21 protein-coding genes are annotated in these 21,587 nt (G+C 62.5%); 7 read left to right on the forward strand and 14 right to left on the reverse strand.

The window, feature by feature from the left end; genetic code table 11:
* Nucleotides 1-18: 18 nt before the first annotated feature.
* From NL154_RS06225 to NL154_RS06255, 7 genes are all read right to left on the reverse strand, one after another.
* Nucleotides 19-1,515, reverse strand: a complete 1,497-nt coding sequence (locus tag NL154_RS06225) for a replicative DNA helicase (protein ID WP_011424771.1) — start codon at nt 1,513-1,515, stop codon at nt 19-21.
* Nucleotides 1,516-1,889: 374 nt separating this feature from the next.
* Nucleotides 1,890-2,468, reverse strand: a complete 579-nt coding sequence (rplI, locus tag NL154_RS06230) for a 50S ribosomal protein L9 (protein ID WP_210628441.1) — start codon at nt 2,466-2,468, stop codon at nt 1,890-1,892.
* 22 nt (nt 2,469-2,490) lie between these two features.
* Entirely contained in the window at nt 2,491-3,477 is a 987-nt protein-coding gene (locus tag NL154_RS06235; protein WP_210628440.1) for a DUF2232 domain-containing protein, read from the reverse strand.
* Nucleotides 3,478-3,633: 156 nt separating this feature from the next.
* Entirely contained in the window at nt 3,634-3,882 is a 249-nt protein-coding gene (gene rpsR / locus NL154_RS06240) for a 30S ribosomal protein S18 (RefSeq protein WP_004680498.1), read from the reverse strand.
* A gap of 12 nt (nt 3,883-3,894) precedes the next feature.
* On the reverse strand, nt 3,895-4,353 hold the full coding sequence (rpsF, locus tag NL154_RS06245; RefSeq protein ID WP_004680499.1) for a 30S ribosomal protein S6: 459 nt from the start codon (nt 4,351-4,353) through the stop codon (nt 3,895-3,897).
* Nucleotides 4,354-4,608: 255 nt separating this feature from the next.
* Nucleotides 4,609-6,384, reverse strand: a complete 1,776-nt coding sequence (locus NL154_RS06250) for an adenylate/guanylate cyclase domain-containing protein (protein WP_221123407.1) — start codon at nt 6,382-6,384, stop codon at nt 4,609-4,611.
* A gap of 192 nt (nt 6,385-6,576) precedes the next feature.
* Nucleotides 6,577-7,620, reverse strand: coding sequence for an aldo/keto reductase (locus NL154_RS06255; RefSeq protein ID WP_221147314.1), 1,044 nt, complete (start codon nt 7,618-7,620; stop codon nt 6,577-6,579).
* A gap of 201 nt (nt 7,621-7,821) precedes the next feature.
* Between NL154_RS06255 and fabD the strand changes: the two genes are divergently transcribed.
* From fabD to gmk, 7 genes are all read left to right on the forward strand, one after another.
* A complete protein-coding gene (gene fabD / locus NL154_RS06260; protein WP_434733795.1) occupies nt 7,822-8,766 on the forward strand; it encodes an ACP S-malonyltransferase in 945 nt (314 codons plus the stop codon).
* 30 nt (nt 8,767-8,796) lie between these two features.
* Nucleotides 8,797-9,534, forward strand: a complete 738-nt coding sequence (gene fabG / locus NL154_RS06265) for a 3-oxoacyl-[acyl-carrier-protein] reductase (protein WP_210628436.1) — start codon at nt 8,797-8,799, stop codon at nt 9,532-9,534.
* Between the two features lie 287 nt (nt 9,535-9,821).
* On the forward strand, nt 9,822-10,058 hold the full coding sequence (locus NL154_RS06270) for an acyl carrier protein (protein WP_003547058.1): 237 nt from the start codon (nt 9,822-9,824) through the stop codon (nt 10,056-10,058).
* Nucleotides 10,059-10,151: 93 nt separating this feature from the next.
* Nucleotides 10,152-11,414 carry a beta-ketoacyl-ACP synthase II gene (gene fabF, locus NL154_RS06275; RefSeq protein ID WP_210628435.1) on the forward strand — a complete coding sequence of 421 codons (1,263 nt, stop codon included), beginning with the start codon at nt 10,152-10,154 and terminating at the stop codon, nt 11,412-11,414.
* Nucleotides 11,415-11,545: 131 nt separating this feature from the next.
* Nucleotides 11,546-12,763, forward strand: a complete 1,218-nt coding sequence (gene mltG / locus NL154_RS06280) for an endolytic transglycosylase MltG (protein ID WP_434733796.1) — start codon at nt 11,546-11,548, stop codon at nt 12,761-12,763.
* A gap of 19 nt (nt 12,764-12,782) precedes the next feature.
* Nucleotides 12,783-13,670 (forward strand): YicC/YloC family endoribonuclease, encoded by an 888-nt coding sequence (locus NL154_RS06285; protein WP_221147311.1) that lies wholly within the window; start codon nt 12,783-12,785, stop codon nt 13,668-13,670.
* Nucleotides 13,671-13,673: 3 nt separating this feature from the next.
* Nucleotides 13,674-14,336, forward strand: coding sequence for a guanylate kinase (gene gmk, locus NL154_RS06290; RefSeq protein WP_210628432.1), 663 nt, complete (start codon nt 13,674-13,676; stop codon nt 14,334-14,336).
* Nucleotides 14,337-14,507: 171 nt separating this feature from the next.
* On the opposite strand, the gene NL154_RS06295 is transcribed toward gmk, so the two are convergent.
* Genes NL154_RS06295 through NL154_RS06325 form a run of 7 tightly spaced genes read right to left on the reverse strand, consistent with a single transcriptional unit; the run spans nt 14,508 to nt 21,554 of the window.
* Entirely contained in the window at nt 14,508-15,953 is a 1,446-nt protein-coding gene (locus NL154_RS06295) for an aldehyde dehydrogenase (protein WP_210628431.1), read from the reverse strand.
* A gap of 22 nt (nt 15,954-15,975) precedes the next feature.
* The gene (locus tag NL154_RS06300) at nt 15,976-16,761 is read right to left on the reverse strand and encodes a coniferyl-alcohol dehydrogenase (RefSeq protein ID WP_210628430.1); all 786 of its coding nucleotides are present in this window, start codon (nt 16,759-16,761) and stop codon (nt 15,976-15,978) included.
* 39 nt (nt 16,762-16,800) lie between these two features.
* A complete protein-coding gene (locus NL154_RS06305; RefSeq protein ID WP_434733797.1) occupies nt 16,801-17,826 on the reverse strand; it encodes a branched-chain amino acid ABC transporter permease in 1,026 nt (341 codons plus the stop codon).
* The gene (locus tag NL154_RS06310) at nt 17,823-18,755 is read right to left on the reverse strand and encodes a branched-chain amino acid ABC transporter permease (protein WP_210628428.1); all 933 of its coding nucleotides are present in this window, start codon (nt 18,753-18,755) and stop codon (nt 17,823-17,825) included. The genes NL154_RS06305 and NL154_RS06310 overlap by 4 nt, the downstream gene beginning before the upstream one ends.
* A complete protein-coding gene (locus tag NL154_RS06315) occupies nt 18,752-19,480 on the reverse strand; it encodes an ABC transporter ATP-binding protein (protein ID WP_210628427.1) in 729 nt (242 codons plus the stop codon). Before NL154_RS06315 ends, NL154_RS06310 begins: the two co-directional genes overlap by 4 nt.
* On the reverse strand, nt 19,477-20,232 hold the full coding sequence (locus NL154_RS06320; RefSeq protein ID WP_210628426.1) for an ABC transporter ATP-binding protein: 756 nt from the start codon (nt 20,230-20,232) through the stop codon (nt 19,477-19,479). The genes NL154_RS06315 and NL154_RS06320 overlap by 4 nt, the downstream gene beginning before the upstream one ends.
* 5 nt (nt 20,233-20,237) lie before the next feature.
* Nucleotides 20,238-21,554, reverse strand: a complete 1,317-nt coding sequence (locus NL154_RS06325) for an ABC transporter substrate-binding protein (protein ID WP_210628425.1) — start codon at nt 21,552-21,554, stop codon at nt 20,238-20,240.
* Nucleotides 21,555-21,587 lie beyond the last annotated feature (33 nt).

Below are 21,587 nucleotides of genomic sequence, written 5' to 3' on the forward strand. Positions count from 1 at the left end.
TCGACGCGGGAAACCGCGTCAATGTTCCTCGTATTGTATGAAGGAAGGATCTGCGAGATCGGCGAAGCGCGTGAATTCCGCCTGGAACGCGAGCTTCACCGTGCCCGTCGGTCCGTGACGCTGCTTGGCGATGATGACGTCGGCCGTGCCCTTCACCTTGTCGAACAGCGCTTCCCATTCCGGGTATTTGGGATCATGAGGATCGCGCGGCTCCTGGTTCTTGACGTAATATTCCTCGCGGAACACGAAGAGCACGACGTCGGCGTCCTGCTCGATCGAGCCGGATTCACGAAGATCGGAGAGCTGCGGGCGCTTGTCGTCGCGGCTTTCGACCTGACGCGACAGCTGCGACAGCGCGATGATCGGAACGTTGAGCTCCTTGCCGAGCGCCTTGAGGCCGGTGGTGATCTGGGTGATTTCCTGGACGCGGTTGTCGCTTGACTTGCCGGAGCCGGTCATCAGCTGCACGTAGTCGACCACGAGCACGTCGAGGCCGCGCTGGCGCTTGAGGCGGCGCGCCCGCGCTGAAAGCTGGGCGATGGAGATGCCGCCGGTCTGGTCGATATAGAGCGGCACCTTCTGCATCATCATCGAGCAGGCGACGAGCTTTTCGAAATCGGCATCGTTGATGTCGCCGCGACGGATCTTCGAGGAGGAGACTTCCGTCTGCTCGGAGATGATACGGGTGGCGAGCTGTTCGGACGACATTTCGAGCGAGTAGAAGCCGACGACGCCGCCGTTCTTGGCTTTCATGCTGCCGTCCGGCTGCACCTCGCCCTCATAGGCGGCAGCGATGTTATAGGCAATGTTGGTCGCAAGCGAAGTCTTGCCCATGCCGGGGCGTCCGGCGAGGATGATCAAGTCCGAACGCTGCAGGCCGCCCATCTTGGCATCGAGCGAATGGATGCCGGTGGAAATTCCGGAAAGGCCGCCGTCGCGTTCCTTGGCGACGGCCGCCATGTCGATCGCCAGCGCCACGGCGTCGTTGAAGGACTGGAAGCCGCCGTCGTAGCGGCCATTTTCGGCGAGCTCGAACAGCCGGCGCTCGGTATCCTCGATCTGCGACTGCGGCGGCATGTCGAGCGGCGCGTCATAGGCGATGTTGACGACGTCCTCGCCGATGGTGATCAGCGCCCGCCGCAGCGCGAGGTCGTAGATCGCCCGGCCGTAATCCTCGGCGTTGATAACGGTGACTGCATTACTGACAAGGCTCGCCAGATATTGCGAAACCGTCATGTCGCCGACTTTCTCGTCGGCCTTCAGGAAGGTCTTGATCGTTACCGGATTGGCGATCTTGCCCATGCGGATGATGTCGCCGGCGACCTCGAAGATCTTCCGGTGCAGCGGTTCGTAGAGGTGGATCGGCTTCAGAAAATCCGACACCCGGTAATAGGCGTCGTTGTTCATCAGGATGGCGCCGAGAAGCGCCTGCTCGGCTTCGATATTGTTGGGTGCTTCGCGGTAATGCTGCTCCGACGGAGCAACGGCTGCAATCTTTCGAGCGGCGTCGTTCATCATCATCCGTTCTGTCTTTTTCCAACTCCGGATTTGCAATTCCGGATGGAGAAAATCAAGGGGCTGCGACAGGAGCGGGGCTCGTCTCACTTAAATCCTGAACGCTGTGCCCATTGTTCGACTTCTCCACAGTCCCGGGCGACACAATTCAGAAATACTGGCAGTGTCACCCGCAGGACACGGTACGGAGCCGACTCAGCTCATCCGTTCCGGAGAAGGATATGTTAGCCCGATGGCATCGGGCACGCAGCAAAAACATCCGGGTATCCCCCGCTAAAAAGGCGACCGACGGCTGCGCGAACCCGGAACGCACGGAAAAGAAAAAGCCCGGCGCGGTGGCCGGGCTCTCCCTCTCGCGGACTGTCCGTCGAGAATTATGCTTCGTCTTCGTCGAGGCCGTCGGCTTCCGGATCGAAGAAATCTTCCGGACGCAGTGCGTCTTCGTCAACACCGTAGATCGCGTCGACCGAGGTGAGTTCTTCGCCCTTGGCCTGACGCTCTGCCTCTTCGGCAGAACGGGCAACGTTCAGCTCGATGTTGATTTCGACTTCGGCATGCAGCTGCAGCTCGACCTTGTGCAGGCCGATCGCCTTGATCGGCGTGTTGAGGTGAACCTGGTTGCGGCCGATGTTGAAGCCTTCCGCGGCGAGAACTTCGATAACGTCGCGGGCAGCGACCGAGCCGTAAAGCTGGCCGGTTTCGCCGGCGGAGCGTACGACGATGAAGGACTTGCCGTCGAGAACGTCGGCGACCTTCTGGGCTTCCGACTTGCGCTCGAGGTTACGGGCTTCGAGCGTCGCGCGCTCGGATTCGAAGCGAGCCTTGTTGGCGGCATTGGCGCGCAGCGCCTTGCCGAGCGGCAGCAGGTAGTTGCGGGCAAAGCCGTCGCGAACCTTTACGGTTTCGCCCATCTGGCCGAGCTTGGAGATGCGTTCGAGAAGGATGACTTCCATTTTCTTGTTCCTTTCTTGTGTCTCAGATTTTCGTGTCGGATTGTTTGGAGGTATCGGCATCTTTCGCCGGGGTGAGCGCGATCGCCTTGCGCGTATCGCTGAGACCCAGGACGAGGATGAGGAGAGCTGGCAGCAGCATGAGCATCGAAGCCAGGTAGCAGAGGATGAGGGCCGGTATGCGCCAGTCCTTTCCACGTGTGCGGAAATGCAGCGAGGCGAAGCCGGAGAGCATGAAACCGGCGCCGAAGGTGCCGATCACGGTCGCGCCGACGAGCGCTGGAACGCCGCCGAAGAAGCAGGCAGCAAGCCCGGCCAGAAAGATGAAGATCGAATTGCGGTTCATGCGCAGCGACGAAGGAATATCCTCGCGCGGCCGAAGGCCCCGGCCGGATGCGGCGACGATGCGCACGGCGAAATAATAGGCGGCAAACAGCATGCTGACCCACATGCCGCCCTGCACGGCCGGCAGCATCAGCAGGATAAGCGATTTGGTCTGCGCGGTTGCCGCCGGATCGGGCATGAATTCCGGCTGCTGCTGTTTGACCGAGGTGATCAGCAGATCGACGATCGGGTCGGTGATATCAGGCCCATAGCCGATCATCACGCCGATGACGATGACGGCAAGCGTCACCAGTCCGCACAGATGCAGCAGGATATCGGAGAGCGGATACCAGGCAAGCAGATGGTCGGGGCCGCCGAGTTCGGAGGCGGGACGCGCGAGATTGGCGAGATGGCTCAGCCAGCCGGCCGGCAGCAGCGTCACCAGCGTCATGATGAGCGCGAAAGACGGGGAGATGAGGACCGCACCAAGCGCCGCTCCCATGACGACGGCCGAAATCGCGGCGGCATTGCCCCAGCCAAGCCCGACGATCAGGATCGGCAGCGCCGAGGCCGTGTAGAGCAGCGCGCTGAAAAACGACGGCTGCATGCTCGCGCCCAACACCAGCAGGGCGGCGGTCAATCCGGCGAGTGCGCCGATCAGCAGCGTTTTAAGATCCGGTCGTTTCAAGGTCGCTGTCCTGCTTCATCAAGCAGTTAGAGGCTGTTGCTGAATCGAATTCAGAAACGTCTCAACATGGGTTTTAAGAATTCCGATCCGCGCCCATCGCGAAAGGGAGAAGGGAAGGCACGAATGCCTTCCCTTAAATGTCATCACATCGGCCGATCAGGCGACGACGTAAGGCAACAGGCCGAGGAAACGCGCGCGCTTGATCGCCTGGGCGAGTTCGCGCTGCTTCTTCTGGGAAACGGCCGTGATGCGGGACGGAACGATCTTGCCGCGCTCGGAAATGTAGCGCTGCAGCAGACGTACGTCCTTGTAGTCGATCCGCGGTGCGTTTGCGCCGGAGAACGGGCAAGTCTTGCGGCGGCGATGGAACGGACGACGGACCGGTGCGGAGGAAGCTTCAGACATTCTTATATCTCCTTATGCACGGTCTTCGCGGGGAGCGCGGTCCGGACGCGGGCCACGCTGGAAATCGCCGTCGCGGCGTGGCGGACGGTCGCCGAATTCGCGACGCGGGCCACGATCGCCACCTTCGCGCGGGCCGCGATCGTCGCGGTCGCGCTTCTGCAGCATGGCAGACGGGCCTTCTTCGTGCTTTTCGACGGCGATGGTCATGTAGCGAAGAACGTCTTCGCTGATGCGCATCTGACGTTCCATTTCCTGGATCGCTGCTGCCGGTGCATCGATGTCCATCAGGGCGTAGTGTGCCTTGCGGTTCTTCTTGATGCGATAGGTGAGGGACTTGAGGCCCCAGTTTTCGATGCGCCCGACCTTGCCGCCGTTAGCTTCGATCACACCCTTGTACTGTTCTACGAGGGCATCGACCTGCTGAGCGGAAATATCCTGCCGGGCAAGGAATACATGTTCATAAAGAGCCATGACAGCTTTGCCTTTCTTGCGTTTGGTTCAACCCGATATTCGGCGGCTAAGCCTCAACGACTGCTCCTGATTGGGCGGGCCCAGGCAAGAAAAGCGTTTCCGAGACGGTCGAGAGCGGAGACACGGGAGGCTGGAACGCTTCCGTTCCGAACGATTTCCAAGCGGAAACCGGCCCTCCGTTCAGCCACCAGCCAGAAGACCGGGTTAACGAACAGCGCGGCTTATACGGATTTTTGCGCGAAACGCAAGGGACAGTCAGCATTGTTCTCGCGGCGAGTTCAACAAAGGTAGTCCTGCTTTGCGTAAACCGTCGACGAAGTGGTCGTAGTGGTTGGTGGCGACATAGGGTGTCAGAAACTTCCAGTAGTGTTCGAGGTCCGTCGGTGCGTGTGCTAGAATTTCCGGTATTAGCCGCCGCGCTTCGTCGTGGCGATCGAGCTGTCCTAGACTCGCGAGGAGCACGAGTCGGTTGAAATAAGCACGGCGGAGCGACAGTCCGCGTTCGGAATAGTGAGTAGCCTCCTCGTAGTTGCCGAGATGGTAATGGGACAACGCTAGTCGGTCGAAAAAGAGATAGGTAAAGGGGTCATGCGGACTAAGCCGCAGGGCCATGTGCAGCGGGTCGCAGGCTTCGGCGAAATGGCCGGCGAAAATGCGAGCCCATCCGAGCGCCATGTGCGCGAGTGCAAAATTGGGGTTGAGATCGATCGCCTGCTGGGACGCCTCGACCGCGGCTGGAGCGTTATGAGCCGCAAAATGGCCGAGGCACATAACATAATGAGAGTAGGGATCGCGCGGGTCGAGCGCCACAGCACGTTCTGCCTCGAGGCGAAGTTCAGTACTGTCCCTGTCGACGTCGTCGCTGAAGCCGCGGAGACAGCGGGCGTAGAGCGAGCGGGCCAACATCATGTGGGCGCGCGCAAAGCTGGGATCGAGTTCGATGGCTCGCCGATGCCAGATGATGGCCTCGCTGAAATGCTCGGCCGTATCCTGTGCGTTATGCAGCCAGGTGCCGCGCATGTGGCTCTCGTAGGCATCGAGGTTGTCCGTGGTTCGCAGCAACGCACGGCGGCTTTCGCCGATAAGGATTTCAGGCTCGATGGCACCGACGACGTTTTGGGTAAGTTCGTCCTGAATGGCGAAGATATCGGCGATTTCACGGTCGTAGCGTTGTGCCCAGAGGTGCACGCCGCTTTCCGCCTCGATCAGCTGGCCTGTGACGCGAATACGCATCCCGACCCTGCGCACGCTGCCTTCTACGATATAGCGCACGCCGAGATCGCGCCCGATTTGCTTCACATCAACCGCGCGCCCCTTAAACACAAAGGACGAGTTCTGAGCGATGACGAAAAACCAGCGATAAAGCGAGAGCGCCGTGATGATGTCTTCGGTCAAGCCATCGGCGAAGAACTCCTGCTCCGGGTCATCGGACATGTTGACGAAGGGTAATACGGCGATCGAGGGTTTGTCAGGCAGTCTGAGTGGTCCGCCGAGCACCCCCGCTTCAACAGGGTCCTCGCGGCTCCAGTCAACCCGATGCACGGGCACCGGGCGGGGAATGTTTTTCAGTGTGCGATCGCCCATCGACACGAGCGGAAAGTCCAGCTTGCCCTCGATCTGCTCCCGCAAAGCACCGGAAACACAGATACCTGAAGGCAGCGCCACTTCTTGAAGGCGGGCGGCGACGTTCACGCCGTCGCCAAGCAAGTTATCTCCGGAGACGACGACATCGCCGAGGTTGAGCCCAAGGCGGAACTCCATGCGTCGATCCACAGGCAGGTCCGCATTTCGGCGATGGAGGGCGCGCTGGATCGCGACGGCTGCACGGACGCCTTGCACTGCGCTGTGGAATTCGGCGACCATGCTATCTCCGGCGCTGCCGAAAATCCGCCCGCCATGCTCGCGCACCAGATCACCGATGGTGGCGCCATAGACACTGAGTGTCGCAAGGGCGTCTTCCTCGTTGGCTGCAACAAGGCGACTGTAACCGGCAACGTCGCCGGCAAGTATCACTGCGAGCTTTCGTTCCACGGGGTGAGCGCTCCTGCGGCGCTGCCGGCACTATATAAATCTAGCTGAAATGCCGAGAACGGAGAAGCGAAATCGGCTCCGGAGCGTGACCTCGTCGTTGCAGTGCGTGGTGCGAGGGCCAGGCGATGTACGCTCCGCCGGGAGCGGATCCGACCACGAATGGCCGCATCGATTGTGGGATGTCCGTTTGCCTCACATCGGCATCGGGTACTGGCGGTGAACCTTTTCGATTTCAGCCAAAACCTCGATCGACAGCTTGAGATTGACGGAACTCAGGTCAGTATCGAGCTGCTCCATCGACGTCGCGCCGATGATGACCGACGTCATGAAGGGCCTTGATCGGCAGAAGGCAAGCGCCATGGCTGTCGGATTGAGGCCGTACCGGGCTGCGAGCGCCACATAGGCCTTGGTCGCCGGCTCCTGCAGCGGCTGCAACCGGCCGCCGATATCGGGGTTGATCGACGCGCGCGAACCCTTCGGTCTCAGACCATCGACATATTTGCCGGTCAGGATACCGCCGGCGAGCGGCGAATAGGCAAGCAGCCCGACATCCTCGTGATGCGAGAGTTCGGCGAGATCGAGGTCGAAATGGCGGTAGAGCAGATTGTACTCGTTCTGTACGCTGGCGACGCGCGGCAGACCCTTCTGTTCTGAGAGCGTCAGATATTTCTGGATGCCCCAGGTGGTTTCGTTCGAAAGGCCGATCGCGCGAATCTTGCCTTCCTTCACCAGCGCGCCCAGTGTTTCCAGGATCTCGACCATATTGGCGACAGCCTTGTCTCGATCTTGGGTGAAGGGATTGTAGCTCCAGTTCTGACGGAAGTGGAAATGGCCGCGGTTCGGCCAGTGGATCTGGTAGAGGTCGACGTAATCCGTCCTCAGCCGTTTCAGGCTGGCCTCGAGCGCCTGGCGGATGTTCTTTGCATCCGCGCCTTCGCCGCCGCGCAGATAATCGCGGCCGCGGCCGGCGACCTTGGTCGCAAGCACGATATTTCGACGCTTGCCCGATTTGCTGAACCAGCTGCCGATATAGTCTTCGGTCCAGCCCTGTGTTTCGGGCGAAACCGGTGTGGTTGGGTAGAGTTCGGCGGTATCGAAGAAATTCACGCCCTTCTCGACGGCGTAGTCCATCTGCGCATGAGCGTCGGCTTCGCTGTTCTGCGAGCCCCAGGTCATGGTGCCGAGGCAGATTTCTGAGACGGAAATGTCGGTTCGGCCTAGGGAATTGTACTTCATGGAAAAACCTTGGGAGAGAGAGGGAAGCCTTGGAAGGGTCTGGGCAAATCTAGGCCGGATTTGACGGAGCGCAAGAGCAAAATCCGGGCTTTTGCGCGGGCGCGAAAGGCTTTGCGGAGAATGGCGCGCCACTTGACTCTGCCGGAAAGAATGTCAATTGGAGGCAAAACAGCCTTGAGGGGCACAGTCAGGGACATGAACATGACCATCGCTTTCACTTTTCCCGGCCAGGGCAGCCAGGCCGTCGGCATGGGCAAGGATCTCGCCGAGAATTTCGCTGAAGCCCGCGCCGTTTTCGAAGAGGTTGACGAGGCACTTGGTGAAAATCTTTCCGATGTCATGTTCAACGGGCCTGAGGACACGTTGACCTTGACGGCGAACGCCCAGCCGGCGCTGATGGCGGTATCGATCGCCGTCGTCCGTGTTCTGCAGGACAGGGGGCTGGATCTGAAGTCCAATGTTGCCTACGTCGCCGGCCACTCGCTCGGCGAATATTCGGCACTCTGCGCCGCCGGCACTTTTTCGCTCGCCGATACGGCGCGGCTGCTGCGTATTCGCGGCAATGCCATGCAGGCGGCCGTCCCCGTCGGCGTCGGCGCCATGGCCGCGATCATCGGCCTCGAACATGCCGATGTCGTTGCCGCCTGCGAGGAGGCGGCCGCCATCGGCGCCTGCCAGATCGCCAACGACAATGGCGGCGGCCAGATCGTCATCTCGGGCGAGAAGGCAGCTGTCGAAAAGGCCGCCGGGCTTGCGACCGACAAGGGCGCCAAGCGCGCCATCCTGCTGCCGGTCTCCGCTCCCTTCCATTCCAAGCTGATGGCGCCTGCGGCCGAGGCCATGCGCGCGGCGCTGGCAACGGTCGCCAAGTCCGATCCGGTCGTGCCGCTGATCGCCAATGTCCGCGCCGCGCCGGTGACCGGCGCCGACGAGATCGCCAGCCTCCTGGTCGAGCAGGTGACCGGCCAAGTCCGCTGGCGCGAGACGGTGGAATGGTTCGCCGCAAACGGCGTCACGACGCTTTACGAGCTCGGTTCCGGCAAAGTGCTGACCGGCCTTGCCCGCCGCATCGACAAGACAATCAACGGCGTCTCGGTCAATGGTCTCTCGGATATCGACACGACCGTCGCCGCCCTCATGGCCTGATTGATATCTCCAGATATAAGGAACCTTTCCATGTTCGATCTTTCCGGCCGCAAGGCTCTCGTCACCGGCGCATCGGGCGGTATCGGCGAGGAAATCGCTCGCCTTCTTCATAAGCAGGGCGCCATCGTCGGTCTGCACGGCACCCGTGTCGAGAAGCTGGAAGCGCTGGCGGCCGAGCTCGGCGAGCGCGTGAAGATCTTCCCGGCCAACTTGTCGGACCGTGACGAGGTGAAGGCGCTCGGCCAGAAGGCCGAGGCCGAGCTCGAAGGTGTCGATATCCTCGTCAACAATGCCGGCATCACGAAGGACGGCCTGTTCGTGCGCATGAGCGACGAGGACTGGGATGCGGTTATCGAGATCAATCTGACGGCGACATTCCGCCTGACGCGCGAGTTGACGCATCCGATGATGCGCCGCCGCTATGGCCGTATCATCAACATCACCTCCGTCGTCGGCGTCACCGGCAATCCGGGCCAGGCCAATTACTGCGCCTCCAAGGCTGGCATGATCGGTTTCACCAAGTCCTTGGCGCAGGAAATTGCCACCCGTAACGTGACGGTCAACTGCGTCGCGCCCGGCTTCATCGAAAGCGCCATGACCGGCAAGCTGAACGACAAGCAGAAGGAAGCGATTATGGGGGCGATCCCGATGAAGCGCATGGGCACCGGCGGCGAGGTCGCTTCGGCTGTTGCCTACCTTGCATCCTCCGAAGCCGCCTACATGACAGGCCAGACGCTGCACGTAAACGGCGGCATGGCGATGATCTGAAACGACAAACTGTTGGCACGGGGATATTTCCCGCAATAGCATGTTGAGCAATCACGAAGCGTTGATTTTCTGGCTTTGCGGCAGGCTTAAACCATGTTAAGCGGGCCAATGACTGTGAACAGTCGTCCCGAGAAAGCAGACGGACCGGCGGGCTTTTCGCAAGCCTGGGACATCTCTGAAGCCGGGTGAACGAGTTTGCCGAGGATGTCTGAAAACATCGCAGGCTGAAACAGGGTAGGGATGCCGCAACGGCATTTCGATCAGGACATAAGGTCGAGGAAACCGACATGAGCGATATCGCAGAACGCGTAAAGAAAATTGTTATTGATCATCTTGGCGTTGATGCCGACAAGGTCGTCGAGAGCGCCAGCTTTATCGACGATCTGGGCGCTGACTCGCTCGACACGGTCGAACTTGTCATGGCATTCGAAGAAGAATTCGGCGTCGAAATTCCTGACGACGCTGCCGACTCGATCCTGACGGTCGGTGATGCAGTGAAGTTTATTGAGAAGGCCCAGGCCTGATCCTATATATTTGAGAAAGGGCGGGCCTGGAGTCCGCCCTTTTCTTTTCGGCATATTTCTCCATAGAACATAAGAGACGGGGGAAAGCACGCGATGAGACGTGTCGTCATCACCGGTACCGGCATGGTATCACCCTTGGGATGCGGAACTGAGGTGGCGTGGTCGCGGCTGCTTGCCGGCCAGAACGGCGCTCGTCTGGTAACCGAATTCGAAGTCGACGACCTTCCCGCCAAGATCGCCTGCCGTATCCCGATCGGTGACGGTACCGACGGCACCTTCAGTGCCGATCAGTGGATGGAGCCGAAGGAGCAGCGCAAAGTCGATCCCTTCATCATCTTCGGCATGGCCGCCGCCGATATGGCGCTCGCCGATGCCGGCTGGCATCCCGAAACCGATGAGGATCAGATTGCCACCGGCGTGTTGATCGGCTCCGGCATCGGCGGCATCGAAGGCATCGTCGAGGCGGGTTACACCTTGCGTGACAAGGGCCCGCGCCGCATCTCCCCCTTCTTCATTCCCGGCCGCCTGATCAACCTCGTTTCCGGCCAGGTTTCAATCCGCCACAAGCTGCGCGGACCCAATCATTCGGTCGTCACCGCCTGCTCGACGGGCGCGCATGCGATCGGCGATGCCGCGCGGCTGATCGCGCTTGGTGACGCCGACGTCATGGTCGCCGGCGGCACGGAATCTCCCGTCAGCCGCATTTCGCTGGCGGGATTTGCCGCCTGCAAGGCGCTGTCGACCCAGCACAATGACGAGCCGCAGAAGGCTTCGCGCCCCTATGACCGCGATCGCGACGGCTTCGTCATGGGCGAGGGCGCCGGCATCGTCGTGCTCGAAGAGCTGGAGCATGCCACAGCCCGCGGCGCCAAGATCTACGCCGAGATCGTCGGCTACGGCCTATCGGGTGACGCCTATCACATTACCGCGCCTTCCGAAGACGGCGAGGGTGCCGGCCGCTGCATGGCGATGGCGCTGAAGCGCGCCGGGCTGACGCCGGCCGACATCGATTACATCAACGCCCACGGTACTTCGACCATGGCTGACACGATCGAGCTCGGCGCGGTCGAGCGCCTGGTCGGCAACGCGGCGTCGAAGATCTCCATGTCCTCGACCAAGTCGGCGACGGGACACCTTCTCGGTGCTGCCGGCGCGATCGAGGCGATCTTCGCGACACTTGCCATCCGTGACAATATCGCGCCGCCGACGCTCAATCTCGACAATCCCGAACGCGAAACGGCGATCGATCTTGTTCCGCACAAGGCGCGTGAGCGAGAAATCAATGTGGCGCTGTCCAACTCGTTCGGATTCGGTGGCACAAATGCATCGCTCGTGCTGCGCCGATACGCACAATAAGGGTACCGTCATAGCAGGCCGGGTGAAAGCACAACGACCGGCAGCGGCTTCGTTGAACGGCGGCAGAACCTGCTTTTGCCGCATTGCTTCGCGAAATAGCGGAATGAGGGCTGAGTTATAGAGGATTGCCGGTGAGCGATACGACGAACCAGAGCAACGACACCCAGGCGCAGAAGGGACCGATCATCCCGAAGTCGCCGAGCGAAGCCCTGCGTCCGGAACGTGTTCCGGAGCCGCCGAAACGCTCCAGGAACGCCCGCAGCCAGATCGTTCTTTTCCTGAACTTCATCATGACGATGACGGTGCTGGTCTGCGTCCTCGCCGTCATCGGCTTCTACTACGCGACCTCGACCTATCAGAGCCCGGGCCCGCTGCAGACCAACACCAATTTCATCGTCCGCAACGGTGCGGGTCTGGCGGAAATCGCCACGAACCTCGAGCGCAACGCGATCATCTCCGACGCCCGTATTTTCCGATATCTGACGACGACTCATCTTTCCGCCGGCGAGAGCCTGAAGGCCGGCGAATATGAGATCAAGGCGAGAGCCTCCATGAGCGATATCATGGAGCTGCTGAAATCGGGCAAGTCCATCCTCTATTCGGTGTCCTTTCCGGAAGGCCTGACGGTCCGTCAGATGTTCGACCGCATGCTGCAGGATCCGGTCCTGGAGGGCGACCTGCCGGCCGCGTTGCCGGCAGAAGGCAGCCTGCGTCCGGACACCTACAAATTCTCGCGCGGCACCAAGCGCTCGGAAATCATCGAGCAAATGGCGGCTGCGCAGCAGAAGCTCGTCGATCAGATCTGGGATAAGCGCGACGCCTCGCTGCCGCTGCGATCCAAAGAGGAATTCGTGACCCTCGCTTCGATCGTCGAAAAGGAGACCGGTATTCCAGACGAACGTGCCCATGTCGCCTCCGTTTTCCTGAACCGGCTTGGCAAGGGCATGCGTCTGCAGTCGGATCCGACGATCATCTATGGGCTGTTCGGTGGGCAGGGAAAACCAGCCGACCGGCCGATCTACCAGTCGGACCTGAAGCGGGACACGCCTTACAATACCTATGTCATCAAGGGCCTGCCGCCGACGCCGATCGCCAATCCCGGCAAGGATGCGCTGGAAGCCGTTGCCAACCCTTGGAAGACCCAGGATCTCTATTTCGTCGCCGACGGCACCGGCGGCCACGTCTTTGCCGCGACGCTCGAGGAGCACAATGCCAACGTCAAGCGCTGGCGCAAGCTCGAGGCCGACAAGGGTTCGGATCCGAACATCGCCGTCGACGGCCAGCCGGAAGAGCAGCCGGGCGACAACGGCGCGACTGTCGTGCCGCCGAAGAAAAAGAAGATCAATTGACAGTTTTCGGGAGGCTCGGATGGCTTTGCAGTCCATGACCGGTTTTGCGCGGCGCGAGGGAACGAGCGGCCGCTGGCGCTGGGCATGGGAGCTGCGCTCGGTGAATGGCAAGGGTTTCGACCTGCGCCTGCGCCTGCCGCCCGGCCTCGAACGCATGGAGGCGGAGGTCCGCCGCCTTGCCGGCGAAACCTTCAGCCGCGGCAACCTGCAGGCATCCCTATCGGTCACTGCCGACGAGAACCGTTTCGAGGCGGTGCTGAACAAAGAGGCGCTCGCTGCCGTGCTTGCCATGCGCGAGCAACTGGTTGACGTGATCGATCCTGCGCCGTTGAAGCTCGATACGCTGCTTCTCGTGCGCGGCATCGTGGAGTTCCGTGAAGGCGAGGATGGCGAGGAGGCGCTTGCCGCCCGTGACGCAGAAATTATTGCCGGCCTGCTCGCCGCGCTTGCCGATCTCAAGGCAATGCGCGCACAGGAAGGGGCGGCGCTCTCCCGCATCCTTCTCGATCACGTCGCGACGATCGAGGGTCTGACCCGGACGATCGAGATGGATTCCTCACGTTCGCCGGCTGAGATCGCGGCTAGGCTTGCGGCACAGGTCGCCTTGCTGATGGACGGCATGGCCGCCCTCGACCGTGACCGGCTGCACGCCGAGGCCGCTTTATTGGCGACGAAGGCGGATCTGCGCGAAGAAATCGATCGCCTGAAGGCACATATCGCCGCCGCGCGCGATCTCCTGGAGAAAGGCGGGCCTGCCGGGCGCCGGCTGGACTTCCTTGCACAGGAATTTAACCGAGAATCGAATACCATCTGCTCCAAGTCGAATGCCTCGGCGGTCACTGCCGCCGGCATCGAACTGAAAGTCGTGATCGACCAGTTCCGCGAGCAGGTCCAGAATTTGGAGTAGGACATGAAACCGGCGAAATCCTCGCCCGTACAGATCGCCCGTCGCGGTTTGATGCTTGTAATTTCGTCGCCATCCGGCGCCGGCAAGTCCACAATTGCGCGCACGCTTCTGGAGACCGACAAGCATATCGGCCTCTCCGTCAGCGTCACCACGCGCCAACGCCGCCCGAGCGAGGTCGAAGGCGTGCATTACCATTTTAAAAGCGTGCGCGAGTTCGAGCGGTTGCGCGATAGCGACGCACTGCTCGAATGGGCCGAAGTGCATGGCAATTTCTACGGTACGCCGCGCGAGCCGGTCGAGCAGGCCATGGCCGAAGGTCGCGATATGCTCTTCGATATCGATTGGCAGGGCGCCCAGCAGTTACAGGAGAAGATGTCGGCCGACGTCGTCTCGATCTTCGTGCTGCCGCCGACCATGACGGAGCTCCAGTCGCGACTGCATCGCCGTGCCGAGGATTCCGAGGCGGTCATTCAGACGCGTCTGGCCAACAGCCGCGCCGAGATTGCCCACTGGCGCGAATATGATTATGTCATCGTCAATGACGATCTCAACACCGCCTTCGACGCCGTCCAGTCGATCGTCAAGGCCGAACGCCTGCGCCGTGACCGCCGCCACGGCATGTTCGATTTCGTCCGCGAATTGCTGGAAGAGACGCCGTCGCTCTAGCGAGCCGATTGCGCGAGTTCGTGTCCTGATGCGGCGCTCGCCGGTGACAGCCAGGTCGACACTGGAATTCGCTGACATCAGGTTTGAGACAGCATCGCGCCAGGTCACCTACCACGGCATTGAAATGGCGCGCTCGCTACCTCGGAAAATTCGCTGGGCGCGCCTGCCCCCTCAGAAGGGATAGTGCTGGGCAGAATCCTCCACCGTGATCCAGCGCAGGTCGGTGAATTCGGCAATCGCTGCCTTGCCGCCGAAGCGGCCGTAGCCGCTGCCCTTGACGCCGCCGAAGGGCATTTGCGCTTCATCGTGCAGCGTCGGGCCGTTGATGTGGCAGATACCGGATTCGATGCGGGCTGCAACCGCCATCGCCCGCTGGATGTTGCGGCTGAAGACGGCGGATGACAGGCCGTATTCTGTGTCGTTGGCGATGCGGATTGCTTCCTCCTCGCCGGCGACGCGAATGATCGGCTTGACCGGGCCGAAGGATTCCTCCGCATAGACGCGCATGTCGGGGGTGACGTGATCGAGCAGCGTCGCCTCGACCACGGTGCCGGAGCGCTTGCCGCCGGCCACGAGTTTTGCGCCCTTGGCGGTGGCATCGGTGATCAGCTCCTCCATTTTCCTGGCGACGTCGAGGCTGATCAGTGAACCGAGAACGACATGGCCGCGCGGGTCGCCGGCCGGCAGCTGGCTGGCGCGGGCGACCAGTTTGGCGACGAACTGATCGGCGATCGCCGTGTCGACGATGATCCGCTCGGTCGACATGCAGATCTGGCCCTGATGCATGAAGGCGCCGAAGATCGCGGCATTGACGGCGCCGTCGATATCGGCGTCGTCGAGAATGACCAGCGGCGCCTTGCCGCCGAGCTCGAGCAAGGCGGGCTTGAGATATTTGCCGCAGGTCTCGGCAATGATCCTGCCGACCTTGGTCGAGCCGGTGAAGTTGACGCGCCTGACGGCCGGATGGGCGATCAGTGCGTTGACGATCTCAGGCGCATCCTCCGGCGCATTGGTCAGAACATTGATGACGCCGGCCGGCAGGCCGGCTTCGGTCAGCGCCGTGGCGATCAGCCGGTGCGTGCCCGGGCATTGTTCGGATGCCTTGAGGATGACGGTATTGCCGCAGGCGATCGGCATGGCGATGGCGCGGGTGGCGAGGATGACGGGCGCATTCCACGGCGCGATTGCGAGGCACACGCCGGCCGCCTGGCGAACGCCCATGGAAAGCGATCCGGGTTTGTCGGACGGGATGATTTCGCCTGAAATTTGCGTCGTCATCGCGCCCGCCTCGCGCAGAATGTTGGCGGCGAGCATGACGTTGAAGCCGGCCCAGGGCGCGGTGGCGCCGGTTTCCTCGATCATCAGCCGGGTAAATTCGGCCGCTTTCGAATCCATGATGTCGGCGGCCTTCATCAGGATGGCGCGGCGCTGGCCGGGCCCGGTCTTCGACCAGGCGCCGAAGGCGGCGGAAGCGGCGTCGACGGCCGCAGCGACATCCTCGAGGCTCGCGGCGGCCGCGCGGCTCGCAAGCTTTTCGGTGAAGGGGTCGATGCGGTCATAGGTCCGGCCGCTGGTGGCGGCCCGGTCGGCGCCGTTTATGAGCAGGGAAATATTCATCGTGTGTCTCCTTGGGAAAGAACTAGAAGCCGAGAACCTCGGCATTGATCGATGCTTCGAGGCCGCCGTCGGCGGCAAGATTGGCGCCATTGATCCAGCGTCCGCCATCCGAGCAGAGGAAGAGCACGGCGGGCGCGATATCGGCTGATGTGCCGGCGCGGCCGACGCGGGTGATGTCGCTGTCGACCCTGGCGTCGCCGAGCACGGCGCGGAACTGCTTGAGGATCGGCGTTTCCACCGGCCCGGGGCTCACCGCATTGACGCGGATGCCGCGGTTCTTGAACAGGGGCTGGTGGGCGGCGCGCATGGTCCAGAGCAGCAGCAGCTCCTTGGAGAGCGGATAACCCTGCTCGTCCTTGAGGCCATGTTCGGCGGCAACGGCCGCCACATCTGGAAAGCCTTCGATCGAGGTCAGCGATTTGGCCCGCTCGAGATTGGCGCGCCAGCCGTAACCGGCGATCGAGGCGACGTTGACGATGGCGCCGCCTTCGCGCAGGCGGGGTGCCACGGCTTCCGACAGGGCGCGCAGCCCGTAGAAATTGACGGCGAGCGTCGAGACGACGCCGGTATTGCCGGAAAGGCCGGCGACATTGGCGAGCGCATCGAGACGCGACGGCAGCTGCGCGACAATCTCGGCAACGCCCGATGGCGTGGAGAGATCGCCTTTGATGAAGGCGGCACTTGCATTTGCCGGTTCGCGCACATCGACGCCGATGACCTCGGCGCCCATCTGGCCGGCCAGTTCCGCCGTCCGGGCGCCGATGCCGGAGGCGACGCCGGTCACCAGGATTGTTTTACCAAAAAGCATGGATTTCACCTTTCGCAAGAAAACGGGAAGCAGGTAGGTTCATTCTTCCCATTTGATTTTCGTCGGCCCGGGCAGTTTCAGCCGGTAGCCGACGGGCAGAAGCTGGAAATCGAAGCGGCGCTCGACTTCGCCCCAAAGGCCGCGCGGCAGATAGAGCGAGAAGATCAGCGCGGTGGCGCCAAGCCCGATCAGATACCAGACGCCGGCGCTGCCGAAGAAAGTCTCGATGACGAAGAACAGGATGGCGCCGAGGATCGCGCCCTCGAACCTGCCGATCCCGCCGACCAGCACCATGAAGATCATGTAGGCCGTCCACTGGACGCTGAAATAGGTTTTCGGCTGGAAGGTCGTGGCGGTCGCCAGCCACAAGCCGCCGGCGATGGCGATGCCGAAGGCGGCGAGTACGAAGAGCAGCCGCTTGGTGGCGGTCACCCGCACGCCGACCGAGGCCGCCGCCTCCTCATTGTCGCGGGTCGCCTGCATCGCCGCACCCGCGCGGCTGCGCATCAGCATGAAGAGCGCGCCGAGCAAGGCAGCCATGGACGTGAGGGCAAGCCAATAGATCGCCGCCCGCCGCGTGCCGCTGTCATAGACGTTGAGCGAAATCAGCGAGGTTTCCGTTTCCCCCTGGATCAGCCGGTCGAGATTGACGAGCAGATGCGCGAGTTCGGCCACGACCCACATGCCGATCGCAAACTCGCCGCCCTTCAGCCGCAGCATGAACAGCGAAAGCGGGATCGACAGCGCGCCGATCACGATCGCCGCGGCAAAGACCGAGACGAAGGGATCGAGCCCCGCATCGGCGAGCCGAATGGTGAAATAGGCGCCGAGGCCGAAAAACACCTGCTGGCCGACCGAGACCAGCCCGCCGAAACCGGCAAGCGCATTCCACATGGCGGCCAGGATCACATAGATGAACAGGGCGGTCATCCGGTCGATCGCACCGGCACCAAGCACGGCGGGGGCGAGGATCAGCAGCGCAAACACCGCGGCCATGGAGCCAAGCGCCACCCGCGACGAGGTCGTCCAGCGCTCGATCGATATTCCGTTGGCGACGAATGTCATGTCGGGCTCCGATGGCGTGCGCGAGGGTTGAGGAGGGCGCGGGGTTTCAGAAGCGCTGCGATCTTGTCGAGAACCAGCGGGCGGGAGCGGGACAGCCGGATGAAAAGCACCAGCAGGAACACGGCATGGCCGCCGATCAGGAAGCCCTGGGGATGCAATTGCGCGCCGAGCGATTGGGCAAGGCCGAGGACGATGCCGCCGGCAAGCGTGCCCCAGAGCGATCCCGCTCCGCCGATGACCGCGGCCTCGAAGGCAAAGAGCAGCTGCGGGCCGCCGGCATAGGGACTGAAGGTCGCCCGCATGCCGAGAAAGGCGCCGGCGATGCCGATCGTGACCATGGTAATGGCGGTGGCTACCGCATTCACCCTGCGCGCATCGATGCCGACGAGCCCTGCCGTATCGGGATCTTCGGCGGTGGCGCGAATGGCGCGGCCGAGCGCAAAGCGGCCGAGGAAGAACTGCAGCCCGCCGAGAATGAGGATCGCCGTAACCATCATCATCACGGCAAGCTCGCCGACGAAGATGTGGCCGGGCAGCTGCCAGGATGCGTAGGAGAGATTACCGATGAAGGGCGCGAGCGAGCGTGTGTCGGCGCCGAACTGTTCGAACAGCAGATTGTCGATGACGATCGACAGGCCGAAGGTCGTGAGAATCGGCAGCAGCGCGCCGCCGCGGGCGCTGCGTTCGAGGATGAAGCGCTGCAGCAGCCAACCGATCACCGCCATGACGGGCAGCACGATCAGCAGGCCTGCAAAAGGCGGGATGCCGGCTTTGGCGGCGAGCAGCCACAGCCCGTAGGCGGCGGCGACCGCCAGGCTGCCATGGGCGAGATTGATGATCCGCATGACGGAGAACATGAAGGACAGGCCGCAGGCGATGACGGCGTAATAACCGCCGAGCAGGAGGCCCTGGATCAGGGTGTTGATCATGATGCGCTCCTTTCGCCGGCTGTCCGGTGCAGTCCGAAATAGGCCTTGGTGACTTCGTCGCGGGTGACGGCGGCTGCCGGCCTGTCGAGCACGATGCGGCCTTCCAGCATGCAGATGACCCGGCCGGCGACCCTCATGGCGCGGCCAAGATCCTGCTCGACCAGCACGATCGTTGTTCCCGAAGTCAGGAGCGCCTGCAGCTGGGTATAGACGCGGTCGACGACGAGAGGCGAAAGCCCTAGCGAGACCTCGTCCAAGAGAAGAATATCGGGATTGCTCATCAGCGCCCGGCCGATGGCGGTCGCCTGCTGCTCCCCGCCGGAGAGGTGCCCGGTCTTGGCGTGCCGGCGGGGTTTCAGGTTCGGAAAAGCGTCGAGCACACGGTCGATGTTCCACTCGCCCTTGCGCCCGCAGCTCTTGCCGAGAAGCAGGTTCTCTTCGACGGTCATCTGCGCAAACAGGCGCCGGCCTTCCGGGACCAGGGCGATGCCCTTGGCGATCCGCTTGTGGGAGGGGACTGCAGCCAGGTCTTCATCGCCGAGAAGAACGCGGCCGGCGGCGGGCAGGTGGGCGCCGGCGATCGATCTCAGCAGCGTCGTCTTGCCGGCGCCATTGGCGCCGACCAGCGCCAGCACCTCGCCCTTGGCCAGGTCGAAACTGACCCCGCGCACCGCCTGCAGCAGGCCGTGGCGGACGTCGAGATTGTCGATGGAAAGCAGGCTCATGCGGGCGCCCCTCCAAGATAGGCCTTGACCACTTCCGCATCGCTCATGACAGTCTTCGGTTCGCCGTCGGCGATGATCCGGCCGGCATCCATGCAGATCAGCCGTTCCGCCACCTGCAGCAGGATATGGACGATATGCTCGATCCAGACGATGCCGATGCCGCGGCGGCGCAATTCCAGGATGGTTTCGACGAGTTCGCTCGCCTCGCCATCGGTCAGGCCGCCGCCGATCTCGTCGAGCAACAGCAGCCTCGGCTGCGTGGCGAGCGCACGGGCAAGCTCCAGGCGTTTGCGGTCGAGCAGGCCGAGCGTGTCGGCGGAACGGTTAGCCACGCCGAGCATGCCGCAGAGCGACAGCGAATCCACCACACGCTCATAGGCCTCGTCCCGGCTTGCCGCATTGCCGTGCGAGGCGGCGACGAAGACATTTTCGAAGGTGGTCATGCCGCCAAAGGGCTTGGGAATCTGATGCGTCCGCACGAGCCCGGAACGGCAGCGCTCCGCCGCCGTCCGGTTGGTGACGTCGGCGCCGTCGAAGACGACGGTTCCCGCACTCGGCGGGGAGGCGCCGGCGAGCACGCTGAGCAACGTCGTCTTGCCCGCGCCGTTCGGCCCGACGATGCCGACCGCCTCGCCGTCGCCCATGGAGAAATCCAGGTTCTCCAGCACGACAAGCGCGCCGAACCGCTTGTGGATCCCCTTGGCCGAGAGAAAAGCTTCCCCCGGCCGTCTTTGCGCTTCTTGCCTCTGCACTGCTGTTATCCGTTGTAGGCGGTCAGCTTGGCGCCGACCGGGACATTGGGATCGGTGGCGTTTTCGGTGACGACGTAGTCGAGCGCGAATTTCGAGCCCTCCGGCGCCTTCACCCACTGCGTACCGATGATCGGCCCGGGAGAAACATTGGCGACGGGACCGCTAGTGAAGTCGACCTTGCCGGCGATCGTCGTGGTTTTCAGCGTGGCGAGCGCCTTGGCGACCGCCTCCTTGCTCTTGACGTCGGTGCTCGCCTTCAGCGCATCGAAGCCGGCATCGAGCAGCGCCAGGCTGGCGCCGAGCTGCTGCGTCCACTGCTTGCCGCTGGCCGTTTCATAGCCGTCGGCAAGTTTGGTTCCGGAGACGCCGGTCAGCGTCGATTTGTAAGGGAAGGCCTTGTGCCAGTAGGCGGCGCTGCCGATGTTGAGGCCGAGATCGCCGAGCGCCTCGATGTCGGATGGAAAGAGGCCGGTTTTCGCGACCTGGCAGATCTTGATCTGCTGGGTCAGGCCCTGCTGTGCCGCCTGACGCCAGAAGGCGGCGAAATCGGGCGGGATCGGAAAGGAGTTGAAGATCTCCACACCCTCCTGCCGGAAGAGAGCGATCTGCGCCGAAAAATCGGTGGTTCCGGTTTCATAGGCGCCTGGGTCGACAATGGTGAAGCCCGCCTTGGCAAGTGCCGGAGCCAGATGGGCGCGGATCGCATTGCCGTCGGCATCGTTCGGATACATGACGCCGACCTTCTTGTTGGTCTCGATCAGGCTCCACTGCGAGACATAGGCCTTGTGGAACTCTTCGACGCCGAAGCCGAAATGATAGGTCCATTTGAAGGGCGAGGGCGCGCCGGGCTTGGCGCCGCGGCCGAAATACCAGGCTTCCCAGGGCATGACCGTGGAAAGGCAGGGAATGCCTGCCGCCTCGCAGGCATCGGCCACCGGATTGATGGTTTCGGGCGTCGAGACGGCGAGCATCAGGTCGATCGCCTCATTGTTGATCAGGTCTTTCGCCAGTTGCCCGGCGCGGGAGGGATCTGACTGGGTGTCCTGGTCGAGTATCTCCACCTTCCAGGTCTTGCCGCCCGCCTGCAGGCCGTTCGCCAGCGCCTTGCGCGCCAGTTCCAGCACATAGCCGTCGGTCTCGCCGAAGCCGCCGAGAGGGCCGGTGCGCGGGCTGATGAAGCCGACCTTCAGCGTACCGCCTTGGGCAAAAGCCGTGCGGCCGGAAAGCGCCAGCGCCGCACCGCCTGCGGCAGCCGATGCGATGAAAGAGCGGCGGGTGAGAGTTGCCGCGTTGAGTTTGCCGTTGCGGAAAATGCCGTTCATGAAATCGTTCCTCCTCCTGATGCGGGCCTCCCA

Origin of the sequence: Rhizobium sp. YTUHZ044 (assembly GCF_051123975.1) — a bacterium.
In the GTDB taxonomy this organism is placed as follows: Bacteria; Pseudomonadota; Alphaproteobacteria; order Rhizobiales; family Rhizobiaceae; genus Rhizobium.

Coding starts and splice junctions, on each gene's coding strand:
- NL154_RS06225 (WP_011424771.1), bottom strand. CDS start 1,515: ATGAACGACGCCGCTCGAAAGATTGCAGCCGTTGCTCCGTCGGAGCAG.
- NL154_RS06270 (WP_003547058.1), top strand. CDS start 9,822: ATGAGCGATATCGCAGAACGCGTAAAGAAAATTGTTATTGATCATCTT.
- fabF (WP_210628435.1), top strand. CDS start 10,152: ATGAGACGTGTCGTCATCACCGGTACCGGCATGGTATCACCCTTGGGA.
- gmk (WP_210628432.1), top strand. CDS start 13,674: ATGAAACCGGCGAAATCCTCGCCCGTACAGATCGCCCGTCGCGGTTTG.
- NL154_RS06315 (WP_210628427.1), bottom strand. CDS start 19,480: ATGAGCCTGCTTTCCATCGACAATCTCGACGTCCGCCACGGCCTGCTG.
- NL154_RS06255 (WP_221147314.1), bottom strand. CDS start 7,620: ATGAAGTACAATTCCCTAGGCCGAACCGACATTTCCGTCTCAGAAATC.
- rpsR (WP_004680498.1), bottom strand. CDS start 3,882: ATGTCTGAAGCTTCCTCCGCACCGGTCCGTCGTCCGTTCCATCGCCGC.
- fabD (WP_434733795.1), top strand. CDS start 7,822: ATGACCATCGCTTTCACTTTTCCCGGCCAGGGCAGCCAGGCCGTCGGC.
- NL154_RS06300 (WP_210628430.1), bottom strand. CDS start 16,761: ATGCTTTTTGGTAAAACAATCCTGGTGACCGGCGTCGCCTCCGGCATC.
- fabG (WP_210628436.1), top strand. CDS start 8,797: ATGTTCGATCTTTCCGGCCGCAAGGCTCTCGTCACCGGCGCATCGGGC.
- NL154_RS06305 (WP_434733797.1), bottom strand. CDS start 17,826: ATGACATTCGTCGCCAACGGAATATCGATCGAGCGCTGGACGACCTCG.
- rplI (WP_210628441.1), bottom strand. CDS start 2,468: ATGGAAGTCATCCTTCTCGAACGCATCTCCAAGCTCGGCCAGATGGGC.
- NL154_RS06310 (WP_210628428.1), bottom strand. CDS start 18,755: ATGATCAACACCCTGATCCAGGGCCTCCTGCTCGGCGGTTATTACGCC.
- NL154_RS06285 (WP_221147311.1), top strand. CDS start 12,783: ATGGCTTTGCAGTCCATGACCGGTTTTGCGCGGCGCGAGGGAACGAGC.
- rpsF (WP_004680499.1), bottom strand. CDS start 4,353: ATGGCTCTTTATGAACATGTATTCCTTGCCCGGCAGGATATTTCCGCT.
- NL154_RS06325 (WP_210628425.1), bottom strand. CDS start 21,554: ATGAACGGCATTTTCCGCAACGGCAAACTCAACGCGGCAACTCTCACC.
- NL154_RS06295 (WP_210628431.1), bottom strand. CDS start 15,953: ATGAATATTTCCCTGCTCATAAACGGCGCCGACCGGGCCGCCACCAGC.